Source organism: Streptomyces flaveolus (genome assembly GCF_000716535.1).
Classification (GTDB): Bacteria; Actinomycetota; Actinomycetes; order Streptomycetales; family Streptomycetaceae; genus Streptomyces; species Streptomyces flaveolus_A.
Window position 1 is genome coordinate 16984 of the sequence record NZ_JNWV01000045.1, and the last position, 12297, is coordinate 29280.

The 12297-nt window shown below is 70.4% G+C and carries 11 protein-coding genes and 1 pseudogene; 2 read left to right on the forward strand and 10 right to left on the reverse strand.

Translation table 11 applies throughout. From position 1 onward, the window contains the following. Positions 1-33 precede the first annotated feature (33 nt). The 3 genes from OO52_RS38645 to OO52_RS38655 all read right to left on the reverse strand — a co-directional run bounded on the left by OO52_RS38645 (position 34) and on the right by OO52_RS38655 (position 3373). A complete protein-coding gene (locus OO52_RS38645; protein WP_030654643.1) occupies positions 34-630 on the reverse strand; it encodes a YceI family protein in 597 nt (198 codons plus the stop codon). A 170-nt stretch (positions 631-800) separates the two neighbouring features. Beyond that, a complete protein-coding gene (locus OO52_RS38650; RefSeq protein ID WP_030654641.1) occupies positions 801-1547 on the reverse strand; it encodes an SDR family oxidoreductase in 747 nt (248 codons plus the stop codon). Between the two features lie 125 nt (positions 1548-1672). Beyond that, positions 1673-3373 carry an L-aspartate oxidase gene (locus OO52_RS38655; RefSeq protein ID WP_030654639.1) on the reverse strand — a complete coding sequence of 567 codons (1701 nt, stop codon included), beginning with the start codon at positions 3371-3373 and terminating at the stop codon, positions 1673-1675. A 234-nt stretch (positions 3374-3607) separates the two neighbouring features. On the opposite strand from OO52_RS38655, the pseudogene fdxA reads away from it, so the two are divergent. Then, positions 3608-3916, forward strand: a pseudogene (gene fdxA / locus OO52_RS48480) (ferredoxin); the annotation flags it as partial. Positions 3917-4054: 138 nt separating this feature from the next. Here the strand turns inward: fdxA and OO52_RS38665 are convergent. Next, on the reverse strand, positions 4055-4552 hold the full coding sequence (locus OO52_RS38665; protein WP_030654635.1) for an Ohr family peroxiredoxin: 498 nt from the start codon (positions 4550-4552) through the stop codon (positions 4055-4057). 154 nt (positions 4553-4706) lie between these two features. After that, on the reverse strand, positions 4707-5603 hold the full coding sequence (locus tag OO52_RS38670; RefSeq protein ID WP_030654632.1) for an RNA polymerase sigma-70 factor: 897 nt from the start codon (positions 5601-5603) through the stop codon (positions 4707-4709). Positions 5604-5960: 357 nt separating this feature from the next. Here OO52_RS38670 and OO52_RS38675 point away from each other — a divergent pair, with 357 nt between their 5' ends. Then, entirely contained in the window at positions 5961-6590 is a 630-nt protein-coding gene (locus OO52_RS38675) for a DUF5134 domain-containing protein (RefSeq protein ID WP_030654631.1), read from the forward strand. Positions 6591-6597: 7 nt separating this feature from the next. Here the strand turns inward: OO52_RS38675 and OO52_RS38680 are convergent, their stop codons facing one another. From OO52_RS38680 to OO52_RS38700, 5 genes are all read right to left on the reverse strand, one after another. After that, positions 6598-7989: an aldehyde dehydrogenase family protein gene (locus tag OO52_RS38680; RefSeq protein ID WP_030654628.1), complete on the reverse strand. Its 1392-nt coding sequence runs from the start codon at positions 7987-7989 to the stop codon at positions 6598-6600. After that, positions 7989-9089, reverse strand: coding sequence for a phenazine antibiotic biosynthesis protein (locus tag OO52_RS38685; protein ID WP_030654625.1), 1101 nt, complete (start codon positions 9087-9089; stop codon positions 7989-7991). Before OO52_RS38685 ends, OO52_RS38680 begins: the two co-directional genes overlap by 1 nt. Positions 9090-9165: 76 nt before the next feature. Next, complete coding sequence (locus OO52_RS38690; RefSeq protein WP_030654618.1) at positions 9166-9909, reverse strand: PIG-L deacetylase family protein; 744 nt, start codon at positions 9907-9909, stop codon at positions 9166-9168. A 222-nt stretch (positions 9910-10131) separates the two neighbouring features. Then, positions 10132-11244 carry an NAD(P)/FAD-dependent oxidoreductase gene (locus OO52_RS38695; protein WP_030654615.1) on the reverse strand — a complete coding sequence of 371 codons (1113 nt, stop codon included), beginning with the start codon at positions 11242-11244 and terminating at the stop codon, positions 10132-10134. A 139-nt stretch (positions 11245-11383) separates the two neighbouring features. Next, a complete protein-coding gene (locus tag OO52_RS38700; RefSeq protein WP_037630503.1) occupies positions 11384-12136 on the reverse strand; it encodes a class I SAM-dependent methyltransferase in 753 nt (250 codons plus the stop codon). Positions 12137-12297 lie beyond the last annotated feature (161 nt).

A 12297-nucleotide genomic window follows, 5' to 3' on the forward strand; every position in this document is an offset into this window, starting at 1 on the left:
CCGGACTCGGCCCCGCCCTCAACCGGCATCCGATCAGGCCGCCGCGTCCCGGTCGACCCGTATCGCGGAGATGTCCAGTGTCAGAGTCACCTTGTCGCTGACGAGGACACCCCCCTTCGCCAACGGTGTGTTCCAGGCCAGCCCCCAGTCCGAGCGCCGTAGGGTGGCCGTTCCCTCGAAGCCGGCCCGGTGCTGCCCGTGGGCGTCCTCGCCCGCTCCGCCGAAGACGACGTCGATGTCCAGGGGCAGCTCGATGTCCTTGATGCGCAGACCGCCCGTGAGGCGGAACTCGTCGTCGCCGAGCGGGACGACGCCGGTGGAGCGGAAGGCCATCAGGGGAAACGTCACGGAGTCGAAGAAGTCGGGCCCCCCGAGGTGCGCGTCGCGCTCCTGCACTCCCGTGTCCAGGCTGTCGGTCTGGACACTCACGTACGCCTCGGAACGGGACGGGTCGGAGCCGTCGAGTTTGAGAAGGCCCTCGAAACGCTCGAACCTCCCGCGAACGTTGGAGATCATGGCGTGCCGGACCGAGAAACCGATCGAGCTGTGGACCGGGTCGATGGTGTACACACCGGTCACCGCCGGGTACGAACCTGAACGGGGAGGAACGGTCTGATCGCGTTGCATCAGCATGGTGAGTGGCTTTCTCTGCGGTTGCTGTCTGTGGGTGTGACGAGGCGTGTCGGCGTCTCGGTCTTCGCCGCGCCGGGCATGAAGAAGGGGCCTGCCGTGCCGCGGTGCGCGGATGACAGGCCCCTCGCGGGTCGGCCACTGCCCCAGGGGCCGACCCGCCCGGTGGCTCAGTGCTGCTGCGCGAGCCAGTCGGCGAAACGGGTCTCCGCGATGTGCGCGTCCGGGCCGGGGAGCAGGGTCGTCTCCTGCAGCTCCGCACCGAAGTACGGGGCGTGCACGTCGGTCACGACCGTGCGCGGGTCGTTCTTGGCGGCCAGACCCTTCCGGATCAGCTCGTCCAGCTGGAACACGTCGGGGCCGGCGACCTCCACCACCCCGTTGACGGGGGTGCCGACAGCGGTGCGGCCGACGGTGGCGGCCACGTCGTCGGAGTAGACGGGCCGGATCTTGATCGGGGCCAGACGGACGGTGTCACCGTCGGTCGCCGAGTCGGCGATGCCCTTCATGAACTCGAAGAACTGGGTGGCGTGAACGATGGAGTACGGAATTCCAGAGTCCTTGATCAGCGCCTCCTGCGCCTGCTTGGCACGGAAGTAGCCGCTCTCCTGGAGCCGTTCCGTACCGACCACGGACAGGGCCACGTGGTGGGTCACGCCGGCGTCCGCCTCCGCCTTGAGGAGGTTGGTGGTCGAGGTACGGAAGAACTCCATGACGGCGTCGTCCGCGAAGGAGGGCGAGTTGGAGACGTCCACCACGACCGAGGCGCCTTCGAGGACGTCGGCCAGGCCCTCACCCGTGAGCGTGTTGACGCCGGTGTTGGGGGCGGCCGGTACGGCCTCGTGACCGTGCTCCTTGAGCTTGGCGACCAGCTTCGAGCCGATCAGTCCGGTACCGCCGATCACTACGACCTTCATGGTGGGGATCCTTTCGGAGATGTGTGATGTGGTGTGCACCAGGTAAGACCGGGTGCACACGCTTTCTGTGACAGGAATTGAGACAAACGCTGTGAAGCAGGAAGTCCGATGAGTTGTTCGGCGAGCTATTCGACGAGCTTTCCGTCGGTGGAGACGTCTTCCATGAGGGACGCGATCTCGTCCGGGATGGGGGGAATGCTCTCGTGGGTGATTCCGGTCGTCGGGGACCAGACGAGGTTGACGCGGAAGGCTGGATCCATGTCGGGGAAGTCGCTGCGGTTGTGACAACCGCGGGTTTCCCGGCGTTCCAGCGCCGCTTCCAGGGTGGCGCGGGCCGCCAGGGCGGCCGACTTGAGGTCGAAGGCGTGGGCGAGGTCCTGGAAGCCGGCGATGTCGGGGTGGACCCCGACGTTCTCCATGCGCTTCTCGATGGTGTCGAGTTCCGCCAGGCCCGTGCGCAGCCCCTGCTCGTCACGGACGACACCGGCGTGTTCGGTCATGGTGTTGCGGATGGCGCGCTGCAGGGCGCGCACGTTCTCGGGCCCGTCGGCGGCGAGCAGTTCGTCGACTTCGGCGCGGGCCTGGGCCACCGCGGCCGCGGAGCGGGGCTGCGCGGTGAGTGACTCCGAGTAGGCGGCGGCGGCCTGGCCGGTGATGCGGCCGTAGACGAGGAGTTCGATGAGACTGTTGCCACCGAGGCGGTTGGCGCCGTGGAGGCCGCTGGACGCCTCGCCGATGGCGTACAGGCCGCGGACGTCGGTGCTGTGATCCTCGGGGCGGACCCAGACGCCGCCCATCGAGTAGTGCGCGGTCGGGGCGACCTCGATGGGTTCGCGCGTGATGTCGAGCATCTGCAGATCGAGGAGCGTCTGGTAGACCCGGGGGAGCCGGTTCATGATCGTCTGGCGGGGCAGGTGGGAGACGTCGAGCCAGACCCCGCCGTTGGCGGTGCCGCGGCCTTCCTTGATCTCGGTGTAGGAGGCGAGGGCCACGCGGTCACGGGTGGACAGTTCCATCCGCTGAGGGTCGTAGCGGCTCATGTACCGCTCGCCGAGGGCGTTGCGCAGGATGCCGCCCTCGCCGCGGGCCGCCTCGCTGACGAGGGTGCCGGCGGCGTTCTCCGGTTCGATGATGCCGGAGGGGTGGAACTGGACCAGTTCGGGGTCGCGCAGGCGGGCCCCGGCCTCGACCGCCAGGCGGAAGGAGTCGCCGGTGTTCTCGTCCCGCCGCGAAGAGGTGCGCCGCCAGATGCGGGTGTGCCCGCCGGCCGCGAGGATGACGGCGTCCGCGTGGATGAGGTGACGGGTGCCGTTATTGAGGTCGAAGCCGTAGGCCCCGAAGACGGCCCCGTCGTGGACCAGGAGACGGGTGATGTAGACGCTGTCGAGCATGGGTATGTCCAGCTGGCTCGCGCGCCGGATGAGCGTGCGCTGGATCTCCAGGCCGGTGTAGTCGCCGGCGAACGCGGTTCGGCGGAACTTGTGGGCGCCGAAGAAACGCTGCGAGATGCGGCCGTCCTCTTCCCGGGCGAAGGCCATGCCGTAGCGTTCCAGGTCGTCGATGCCCAGCGCCGCGCCCTGGGTGACGATCTCCGCCGTGCGGGGGTCGCCGAGCAGGTAACTCTCCTTGAGGGTGTCCGCGGCGTGCTGTTGCCAGCTGTCCTCGGGGTCCATCGTGGCCAGGGCCGCGTTGATCCCGCCGGCGGCCAGGGAGGTGTGGGTGTCCTCCTTGGGCCGCTTGCCGACGGCAACGACATCGACGCCGGCCTCGGCCAGCTCGATCGCCGCCCGCAGGCCGGCCCCGCCGGTGCCGATCACCAGCACCATGGTCGAAAGTCGTTGTTCGGTGATAGCCACGATTGCTCCCGTCGCTGTGGGTGTCACTGACTACGACCAGGCCACGCGGAGGTTTGTGACACGCGCGCGCCGCTCCGGACGTCCGACACGGGGTGACTCCGGGGAGAGCGCACGTGTCACAACGTGACGGCGTCCCCGGTCGTATCCATGAGTCCGGCGGCCCGCCGAGTCGGCCCCGTGACGGGTCCGAGGAGGAGGAGAGGGATGACGTACGTCATCGCGCAGCCCTGCGTCGACATCAAGGACCGGGCGTGTGTCACGGAATGCCCCGTGGACTGCATCTACGAGGGTTCACGCACGCTCTACATCAACCCCGCGGAGTGCGTCGACTGCCACGCCTGTGAGCCGGTCTGCCCCGTGGAGGCCATCTTCCACGAGGACGACCTGCCGCGGCACTGGGCCCACTACCGGTCCGTCAACGCGGAGTTCTTCGAAGCCGCGACCCCGGAACGGGACCATCGGCGTGACTCGCCCGGAGACCATCCTCTGGTCGTGGCCCTGCCCCCGCAGAGCCTCTGCAAGAAGGAGATCTCCGTCTTCGCCGTCCGCAAGGAGGAGACCGCCGACGCGGACCTGTGGTTCCCTTCCTGACCGGGCGGGCGATGAGCGGCCGCCGCCGGGGGCGACGCCCGCTCATGCCGGACGTGCCGGTCAGGAGGCGAGCGTGATGGTGGTCGGCGTACCTCTCCATGCCATGCGCGCGTAGGGACACAGCGCGTCGGCCTTCTCCATCAGAGCCGTTGCCGCCTCGGGAGCGACGCCGGGCCACCGCACCACCAGGTCGACGCGCAGCAGATAGCCACCGTCCTGCGGATCCCGCCCGAAGGCGACGGTCGCCACGACGGAGATGGCCGCGGGGTCGAGTGCCTCCTGCCGCGCCAGAAGGCTCAGCACGCCGTGGAAGCACGCGGCGAAGCCGGCCGCGAAAAGCTGCTCCGGGTTGGTTCCCTGGCCGTCGCCGCCCAGCTCGGCGGGCATGCGCAGATCGAGGTCCAGGGCGCCGTCGGACGAGCGTGCCCGGCCGGAGGCCCGCCCGTGCGAGGCCACACCGCCTTCGACGGTCACGGTGGTCGTGTAGATGGGCGAGAACTCGTTCCCGTCGTAGTCCTTCTCGGTCGACAGGGTGGGCAACTGGATCCGCTCGGTCACAGCATGACTCCGATGTCGTCGTGGTACGGCGTCCCGGCGGACGTCCGGGAGCGCGTACCCGGGGGCGTCCGGGTCCGGACTACTGGTTGACCGACAAGTAACCGTTCCTGTGACGCCTGCCCGCCGACGGCCGGGGAGGAAGCCGGTCGGCGGGTCAGTCGCGCAGGGAGGCCACGTAGGGCGCCAGCTTGGCCGGGTTCATCACCCACATGAGCCGGTCGATGCCCTCCGTCGAGATGTCCACGGACAGCAGGGCGACAGCGTTCCCGCCGGCCGAGATCAGCACGGCCGGCAGGCCGTTCGCCTCGACCCACCGGATGTCCGCCTGCGGCCAGAAGCGCGGGGCGAACGCCACGAGGTACCGCGAGACATGGGGCCGTCCGATGACCGGGATCTTGGACGCGCCGCGGATCCCGCCACCGTCCGAGTAGCTGACGACGTCGGCGGTGAGAACGTCCTCCAGTACCGACAGATCGCCCGTCCGCGCCGCCGAGAGGAACACCTCCAGCAGCCGCCGATGCGCCGCCGGCGTGACGCGCTCCCTGCGCTCGGCGGCCAGGTGCCTGCGTGCCCGGCTCACCAGCTGACGGGCGTTGGCCTCGCTCGTCTCCAGGATCTCGGAGACCCGCCCGTAGGGGTAGTCGAACGCCTCCCGCAGCACGTAGGCGGTGCGCTCCACGGGATTGAGCTTCTCCAGGAGCAGCAGAACCGCCATCTCCAGGGCCTCGGCCCGCTCCGCGCCCAGCTGCGGATCCTCCGTGGTGTCGACGGGCTCGGGAAGCCAGGGGCCGACATAGGACTCCCGGCGCACCCGTGCCGACTGCGCCAGATTGATCGCCAGCCGGGTGGCCACCGTGGTCAGGAAGGCGGCCGGTTCGAGGACCTTCGTGCGGTCCGTGTTCTGCCACCGCAGCCAGGTTTCCTGCATGACGTCCTCGGCCTCCACCGCACTGCCCAGGACGCGGTACGCGATGCCGAAGAGTCGCGGGCGCGCAGAAAGGAAGTCCTTCGTCGCTTGATCGAGGGTGTCGGGGCGGCCGCCAGCGTGCATGGATCATCCCTTCTGGCTTCGTGCGCACCATGCTACAAGTGCTCGAGGGGGGACGCGTCGGGGGTCGTTGACACGACCGTCCCCGATGCCGGCCAGGTCGCACACGGTGGCACTCGATGACTCCGGGACACCACTTCGCAGGGCCCGGCACGGCGCCGCACCGGGCCCGCCACCCGCCCGCTCACGGAGCGTGCCATGTCACGGAACACCCGCACGCCCGGTCAAGACTGCGAACAGTCATGGACCAGGAAAGGTGCACACGGTGTCGGTCAGGAGGCCAGCGCGCGCCCACTCCCCTCACGGCGACGGCGACGGCGGCGGTGACGTGGCCCCGCGTCCCACCGCCTGAACCCGCCCATGGATACGCCCGTCGACGTCGTGCGCTCCATGCTGACGCTGCTCTTCGCCCTGGTCGCGGTGCACGCGCTGTGGCACGGCGTCAGGAAACCGGGCACGGGACGCCGTGACCGGGTGGACCACCTCCTGCACTCCGCCATGTCCGTGGCCATGGCGGTGATGCCCTGGAGCCTCGGCCGATCGTTGCCCGGCCCGGCCATGACGGTCCTCTGCACGGTCGCCGCACTGTGGTTCCCGCTGACCGCCCTCCGCCGCACGGCGAACCGAGTGGCGGAGATCGCCGGCCGGATGCCGCCCGCGGTCGGCATGGCCGCGATGGCCTGGATGCTCCGCTCTCACCACGGCCGGGCGGTGCCGTCCCACCCGGCTGCGGCCGGTGGCGTCCCGGCCGCGCACGACACCACGGCTCTCGGCCATGCCACCGGCGCATCGATGCCGGCTGCCGGGATCACCGGGCTGCTGACGGTGTGTCTCCTGGCGTGCGGCGTGTGGTCCTTGACCCGTTCCATGCCGTCACTGCGGCCAGCAACCGGCGCCGCGCACCGCGCCGCCGGGACGGACCCGTACGGTCACGTCCGCGACGGAGCGACGGCGCTGGGGACGGCTCTGATGCTGCTCATGCCCCACTGATCACCTGTCACAGGGCGCCGACCACGGCCTTGCTGCGCATCAGGAAGTCCGACAGGTAACTGTCGTGAGGCACACCCGGGGACATCCAGTGGGTCGGGTGGTCACCGACGTACACATTGGCGATGGTGGGTTCCGCCAGCAGCGCGTCGAGCAGCGCGCCGTCGCGGGTGAGCGCCGAGAGCACGAGTGTGTCCCGCAGCGGAGCGATACCGTCCGTTCGGTTCCAGGGCGCCACCCACACGCAGGGGAAGGGGAGTTCGGTCCGCAGCTGCGCGGCACCGGAGCTGCCGACCTGGTGGACGGCGGGACGCAGGACGGCGCTTCCGTCACCGAGGTCGTCGACGACGCCCTCACCACCGAGCCAGGCACGGGTCCCCGCCGCCACCGACCTCAGGTAGGAGTCGAGGGCCCGGGCCCGGTCCAGCGGGCACACCGGGAGCACCGCACGCGCGTCCTGGGGCGGCAGACCGGGCAGCCGGGACAGGCGGGCCGCGACGGCCTCGGCGAGCGGCGCCGGATCGCCCTCGACGAGGACGGCGGTGGCGTTGACGCACGCGGTGCCGCCCTCGTCGGCGACCGAGCCGACGATCGTGTCGAGGTGCTCCCGCCAGTCGGTGTCCGCGGTGATGAGGATCTTGGTCCTGCCCGGCCCCTGGGCCAGCACGCGCGGATCGTGGGCGTACCGGGCGACCACCTCGTCGCCGCCGTACACGACCGCGCGGTCGGCACCGCGGATGAGCACGTCGGCGGTCCGGTGGTCCGTGGGCAGCAACATCAGCTGGTACTCCCGGACGCCCGCCCGGTGCAGCGCCCCGACCAGCCGGTGCGGGGTGAACGGCTCCCGCCGTGACGGACGCACGGCGACGCGGTAGCCCATGGCCAGTGCCTCCAGCCACAACCGGTGGACACCGGGATGGTTTCCGGAGGCGTTGACGGCGAACACGCTTCCCCGGCGGGCCCAGACGGCGTGTCCGGCATACAGGGCCGGGTCCCGGCGGTCGGAGACCGCCCCGCGTGGCCTGCCTTGCTCGGCGGAGGAACGGGCCTGGGCGACGAACCGTGCCGTGCCCCGTGTCGCCGCGCGCACCACCGTCAGCGGAGTGCCGGCGGTACGGCTGACAAGGTGTTCGTACTCGCGTACGCCCAGTCCGCCGATGGTGCCGGTGGCGAACTCCTCGCCGGCCGCCGCCAGAAGTGCGTCGATGTCGGCCGCCGGCACCGACTCGGCCTTGCGCAGCGCGGCCAGGGCCCGGCCGGCGTACACCGGTGGCACCAGGCTCAGCCGCGCCACCTCGGCACCGGACACGTCCGTCACCGCGCTCGGCACCCGCGTCCGGTACGGACCGCGGGGACCCAGCGCGTCCAGGTACACCGGGCCGGCGACCTCGGCAACCGTCATCAGTACACGCCCTCGATCACCGTCTCGCCCTTCACCGTTCGCACCGGCGCCACGTCCGCGACGGCGTCGCCCGCCTGGCCGTCGGCCGGCCGCACGCGCACGGCCGTGTCCCGTTCCGCGTTGTTGGGGACGAGCATGGATTTGCTGACGTGACTGACGATCACCTGGCCCCGCTCACCGACCTCGACCCCTTCCCCGGTGTCGGGGTCCACGACCGACAGGAACACGTACGGGGACACCGGGTCGAACACGCAGGGTTCCGAGGCGCTGAGACCGACCCGTTCGAGCAGTGCGGTGAGCATCATGGTGTTGCCGTACATGCCGATGAGGGGGACGTCGGGAAAGACCTCCGTGCCCAGCAGGTGGCGGGTGTCGGGGTCCATGTGCGTGCCGCCCCAGATGATCGCCTCGACGGAGTCGTTGATCCGCTCCAGAAGGTCGTCCTCGCGGGCGAAGCGCTCCAGCAGCGGGGTGGTGGCGGCGAGTACCCCGATCTCCTGGGTCAGCAGAATCCGCCGGCACTGTTCGACGAGATGGTCCGTGTAGGACTCGACCTCGTCGCTCCGGCCCGCGGCGACCAGCTTCTTCACCCAGCGGGGGTCCATGTCGATGCTCAGTCCTGGGCCGCCGAGGGAGCCTGCCGCCCGCTGCAGCACGTCACCCACGAGATGCGGGCCCGTCGGCGCCACCGTCAGCCACTGGGCTCCGACGGGCAGGCCGTGGTCCCGGAGGCGCTTGTCGACCTGCTCCGTACTGTGCCGCATCCAGTCGTCGAGCTGGACGACTCGCTTGGGCGCCCCGGTCGTTCCGCCGCTGTCGAAGACGTTGAGCAGCCGGGCGCCGCTCCCGTAGCCCTGGGGGACCAGGTCCGCCACCGGGACGTCCCGCAGTTCGTCGGTCAGGTCGGGGAAGAGCATCAGGTCGTCCACGCCCTTGACGTCCTGCCGCGGATCGAAGGCGAGCCGATCGGCCCGGTCGAGCCAGTATCGGGAGCCTGTCGCCGGGTCGAAGTGCCAGCGCATGGCCGCTCGCACGAACTCGTCCGGATCGACGCCGTCGGACGGTCCGGCGTCCAGAACGGTGGGGGACTCGTACGTCATGGATGGTCCTTTCTCGGCACGGTCTCGTGCGTATGAGCGAGGTTCCGCCGGGCGTGTGAGTTGCGGAGGCGTTCGGTCACCGGCTGAACAGTTCGAAGGCGACGGCGCGCCGGCCGTCGAACCGTGGGCCGTGGACGCTGGTGCTGTCGGTCAGGAAACGGCGCGCGTACGTCTCCGGGTCCTCCTCGGTCAACGCCTCGATGTAGGTGCGGTGCCGCAGCAGGGACCGCACGCCCTGCTCGAAACCCGGCTCGGCGGACACCGCGTGAGTCGGCGTCGGAGAGTTGGCGACGGCCACCCACCGCACGCCGTTCCAGGGCCGCAGTCCTCGTTCGGTGAGGTCCGGGAAGATCCAGCGGTTGCCCGCGTCCGCCGCCGCGTCCAGCACCGCGCGCCCCACTGCCACGTGGTCCGGGGTGTTCCAGGCACCGTGGGCCCAGGTGTCCCGGTGGTTCAGCGTGATCACCAACTCGGGCCGGTGACGCCGAACGGCCGCGGCGATGTCGCGACGCAGCGGCACGCCGTACTCGATCACACCGTCCTGGTGGTCGAGGAACTCCACCGTGGACACACCCACGGCCGCGGCGGCGGCTTGCTGCTCCGCCTCGCGCAACGACCGGGCGCGATCGGGGGCGAGGCTGTCGATACCGGCCTCACCACGAGTGGCGAGTACGTACGTGACCTCCCGGCCGTCGGCCACCCAGGAGGCCACGGCGGCCGAGCATCCGTACTCGAGATCGTCGGGATGGGCTACCACGGCGAGTGCCCGTCGCCAGTCGTCCGGCATCGGGCGCAGCGGCGGAAAGGGGCTGTCGGTCATGTGTCTGCTCTCGTCGGTGTCGCGTGGTGGGGTGGCGGGCCGGCAGGGGGTTGCCGGACCGGAGATGACGTCGGGTCGGCCACGCGCGCGGCAGCGACGGGTGCGGAGAGCACCTCGTCGGCCGTCGGCCACGCGCGCGGCAGCGACGGGTGCGGAGAGCACCTCGTCGGCCGAGGTCGATGTGCTTGGGCACCTTGGGGCCGCCCGTGTCGCCGGAGTGGTTCAGACGCGCGGAAGAAGGCTCTCCAGGGCAACCGCGGGATCGGAGAGGACGGCGTCGTCCGTTTCCACGCCGGATTCGATCAGGGAACGGATCGTGTCGATGACGTCCCACACGTTGACGCTCATTCCCGCCACGACCCGGTTTCCGGACATCCAGAAGGCGATGAACCGCCGCTCGTCCGGTGCCCCGCGGAAGACGACACGGTCGTGGCCGCCCGGTTCGGTGTAGCCGGTGTACTCCATCCCGAGGTCGTACTGATCGGTGTAGAAGTACGGCAGCCGGTCGTAGACCGTGTCGGGCACCGAGGTCCGCAGGTGCTCGTCCGTGACGATGCCGTCGCGCACGTCCAGGCCCGCCTCCTCGGCGAGGCGGACGTTGGGTGTGATGCCCACACCCACCACCACGGCGTCCGCGGGCAGGTGACCGCCGTCGGCGAGCTGGACCCCGTCCACGCGGCCGCCGGTTCCGGTGACGCGCTCGATCTCGGCGTGCGGACGCAGGTCGACGCCGTGGTCCCGGTGCAGGCCGGCGAAGACCTCGGCCGCCTCCCGTCCCAGAACCTTGAGCAGGGGCAGCTCCGCGTGTTCCAGCACGGTCACCTCCGCCCCGGCCGTCCGGGCCGCGGCCGCCGTCTCCAGGCCGATCCATCCGCCGCCGACCACCACGATCCGCGCACCCTCGGTGAAGGCGGACTTCAGACGCTCGCTGTCGCCCACGCGCCGCAGATACAGCACGTTGTCCAGGTCCGCCCCCGGGACGGACAGGCGGCGAGGTGAGGAACCGGTCGCCAGCAGCAGCTTGGTGTAGGGCACGCGACGACCGTCGTCCAATGTCACCTCTTTGGCCTGCGCGTCGACCGACGTCACGCTCGTGCCCAGAAGCAGGTCGACCTCGTGTTCCCGGTACCAGCCCGCGGGATGTACATGGATCGATTCGCGGTCCTCCTTGCCGAGCAGATAGCCCTTGGACAGCGGCGGTCGAACGTACGGGCGCTCCCGCTCGTCTCCGATGACGAGGAGCGGCCCGTCGTGGCCGTGCTCGCGCAGTTCTTCCGCGGCCTTGCCGGCGGCCAGGCCGCCTCCGACGATCACGAACGTATTCGCAGGCGCCATGATGATTCCCGTCCCAGGTTGTGAGGCACACAGGGCGAGCCGTGTGGTGCGGTCATCCATGAGACCGGGCGGCGACACGGGTTGTGACATCACGGCGTCGGTGTGCCAGGGCGACCGTCGTGGGCGTCACCACGTCGTCTCACCAGGGAGTTCGGAGCGTCACCGCCAGGACGGCCGGATCATCGTGTCCCGGCAACGGGACGAATCCGTGCCGCTCCAGGTCGTCGATCACCTGGGAGCGCGAGGCGGGCCACATCCAGAACGTCTCGGAGTGCTCCCGCAGCACACCTTCCACCCCCCGGACCCAGTAGTCGACGCGTGTGCGGATGCGGTTCCCGGCCGTGGACATCACCATGCGTCCGCCGTACGCGTGCTCGCCGATCCGCTGCTGGGGCAGGACGCGCAGAACGTTCCGGGCGGGAAGCCGGGCAGGCGGGAGTTGCAGGAACAGCGAACCGCCGGGGACGAGGGCCGCGCCGATCGCAGGCCAGAGCGCGTGCCGCGCGCTCGGCGAGAGACAGGCGACCGTGTTGTGGCAGACGGCCACGTCCGCGACCGCGTACAGAGCCGCCTCCTCCAGTGCGTGCGGGTGAACGGTCACCCGCTCCCTCTGCCGTGCGGGCAGGGCGGCGAGGCGGGTCATCAAGGAGGTGCGCATGGCGCGCGCCGGCTCGACGGCGTGCACGTCGACCTGGGACTCGGCCACGCTCATCAACGTGACCCGTCCGGTACCGGCACCGATGTCCAGAACGCCGACACGGGCCTTCGCGACTTCGCGACCGTAGAGGTGACGGACCCGTGTCTCGTCCTCGCCGGCCTGGAGGACGTCGTAGAACTCCGCGGTGACGGCGTAGGAATCCGTTGGCGAGCGGTAGGTCGGTGCTTTTGCCATGACAGGGTGCATGACCACCAAGACCGCGGGTGGGCCGTGCCTGTGACAGCAATGTCGGCGAGCGGGGTGCCGACCTGCGGGGGGCATGTATGGCTGCCCCCCGGGGTTCACCGGTTTCGCCGGACTCCCCGGCGGGCTGAGGTAGGCCCGCCGGGACGGCC